The sequence below is a fragment of the Phytoactinopolyspora endophytica genome, from assembly GCF_004138495.1.
Taxonomy (GTDB): Bacteria; Actinomycetota; Actinomycetes; order Jiangellales; family Jiangellaceae; genus Phytoactinopolyspora; species Phytoactinopolyspora endophytica.
On record NZ_ML142875.1, the window covers coordinates 33594 to 35230 of the forward strand.

General features: G+C 67.3%; 2 protein-coding genes. One reads left to right on the plus strand and one right to left on the minus strand.

Annotated elements, in window-relative coordinates; genetic code table 11:
- Positions 1-712, plus strand: a 712-nt coding sequence (locus tag ELR45_RS31980) for an enoyl-CoA hydratase (protein WP_129669923.1), incomplete at its 5' end; no start/stop codon positions are given.
- 305 nt (positions 713-1017) lie between these two features.
- Here ELR45_RS31980 and ELR45_RS31985 read toward each other — a convergent pair.
- Positions 1018-1637: FtsX-like permease family protein (locus tag ELR45_RS31985; protein WP_205857683.1), on the minus strand; the 620-nt coding region annotated here is incomplete at its 5' end.

A 1637-nucleotide genomic window follows, 5' to 3' on the forward strand; every position in this document is an offset into this window, starting at 1 on the left:
CGACTCGATCTCCGTGCTTGTGCTCGCCGCCGAGGGCGACGACTTTTCGCTCGGGCACGACGTCGAGGCGCTGTTCAGCACCGACGGCATGGACCAGGTGACGCTGGAGGGCGGGTTCTCCCGCGGCGGCGTCGAGGGCGACATGGCCTGGGAGACCGAGGTCTTCCTGGAGCTGCACTGGCGCTGGCGCAACTTCCCCAAGCCGGTCGTCGCGGCGGTCCAGGGGCGGGTGTTCGCAGGTGGCTTGATGACCATGTGGCCGGCCGACCTGATCGTCGCCAGCGAGAACGCACTGTTCGCCGATCCGGTCACGGCGTTCGGCATCGGTCACGTCGAGCTGTTCCTGCACCCCTGGGAGCTCGGTGCCCGCAAGGCCAAGGAGCTGCTGTTCACCGGGGAGACCATGACAGCGGAGGAGGCCAGGCAGGTCGGCATGGTCAGCCGCGTCGTGCGCCGCCAGGACCTGGAGCGGGCCACCTTGGCCCTCGCCGAGCGTATCGCGGCCCGTCCCACCGCCGGGCTGAGGATGGCCAAGAAGTCCGTGAACCAGACCCTGGACATCCAGGGGCAATGGAACGCATTGCAGGCGGCGTTCGGCCTGCACACCCTCGGCCACGCGCACAGCCGCATCGCGCACGACGGTTCCTACATCGACCCCGCTGGCTTTGCGCTGACGCGGGACATCTGGGGACTGCCGGACACAGAGGTGTGAGCGCGACACCCTCGGACGTCTGACCGTTCAGAAACTCAGGACCCGAGCAGCTGCACCCCAACCGGCCGCGTCATCTCTGAGATCATGGCGTTTGACGAAAACGGGATCCTGCCCTAGCTCACGCACGACGACAGGGCTGTCGGGAGGGGGCCACCGGTCGCGATACAACAGTATGAACGGGACGAGTACCGCGGCCATGATGCCGAGCATGGTAGCGGCGGCGACGTGGGCCGCCTTGTGTACAGGCCCCCGTTTGGGGAGGCGATGAAACTTCTGCCATCACGTCATGGAGTTCGTCTCCCGGCTCACTCGACGTGGATGTGTTCAGGGCTAAGTCTGCTGGACGTGCCGAGGACGGTGAGGCCGGCGATCACCGCGGCGGCGAGCGCGGCGACGCCCATCAAGACCATGCCCTGGTTCCATGGCGCATCTCCCATGTCGGAGCCGAGTTGCAGGTAGGTGCTGCCGGCGAAGAGTCCACTGAGGATGGCTGCGAGGCATCCCAGGCCGGTAGGCAGGGCCGCCTCCAGCCATTGGGCACGGCGCAGCAGCGCCGGCGGGGTGCCGATCAGGCGCAATGAAGTCAGTTCGCGTCGGCGGGCGACGGCGCGGTCGATCGCGGCGATCGCGAAGGTCAGCAACCCGACTGAGAGGATGACTGTGGCCAGGGTCCAGATGATGGCCCGCATGCCGGCGACGAAGTCGTAGTAATCGATGTCCTCCCAGGTTCTGGCGGTCAGTCCGATTGCGTCGAGCCGTTGGTAGAGGTCGCGTCCGGGTTTGGCGAGCACGACCAGGCTGGTGTCGGTGTGGTCGAGCAGTGCCTGGACGCCGGGCGTGTCGGGCGGGACCAGGAGGTCGGCCCACAGTGGGCGGATGTTCCAGTTCTGGTGGTCCTGCGAGTTGGCGCGTTCGGCGCCGGTGA